The sequence below is a fragment of the Oleiphilus sp. HI0067 genome (genome assembly GCF_001635735.1).
The window spans coordinates 1-641 of the sequence record NZ_LWFI01000526.1 but is presented as its reverse complement, the minus strand read 5'-3'; the positions used below and the strand labels follow the sequence as shown (position 1 = coordinate 641).

Below are 641 nucleotides of genomic sequence, written 5' to 3'. Positions count from 1 at the left end.
GCGTTGCGATGTACGGAACGAGGCACCCAATCGCCCTTACGGACTTCATCCATCATCGCGCCGCGAATTCGGATTCCGGCATAAGTCTCAAACGACGCACCACGATCACTTTCGTATTTTTGCGCAGCCTCTAGCAGGCCAATCATGCCGGCCTGAATCAAATCATCGACTTGAACACTTGATGGAAGGCGAGCCATTAGATGATGTGCAATACGCTTTACTAAGGGCGCATGCTTCACGATCAACTCATCTGCGTACTGTGTTTCTTTTTCGCTATACATCAACAAAACAGTATGGCCCTGCCGTAAAAGTACTGCATGGGGAATAAATCATTACGAGGCTACAGCCAATCCTAGGCTTGTACTAAGCGCTCAACAAAAAACTCCAAATGTCCTCTTGGAGTGCTTGGTAATGGCCACGAATCAGCCTTTTGAGCGAGCTGCTTGAATGCTATAGATGCTTTAGCGCGGGGGTAAGCTTCTAATACAGGGCGCTGACGCTGGACAGCTTTGCGTACGTTTTCATCGTAAGGAACAGAACCTACATATTGGAGTGCAACATCAAGAAAACGTTCCGTCACAGAGGTAAGCTTTGAAAAGAGATGGCGCCCCTCTTCTGGGCTGCGAACCATATTTGCAAGG

General features: G+C 48.5%; 2 protein-coding genes. Both read right to left on the bottom strand.

The genetic code is table 11. The annotated features are described in order from the left end of the window. The coding region (locus A3739_RS06185; protein ID WP_156502398.1) for a sigma-70 family RNA polymerase sigma factor at positions 1 to 281 on the bottom strand (281 nt) is incomplete at its 3' end. 71 nt (positions 282 to 352) lie between these two features. After that, on the bottom strand, positions 353 to 641 hold a 289-nt coding region (locus A3739_RS06180; RefSeq protein ID WP_369821089.1), incomplete at its 5' end, for a MinD/ParA family protein.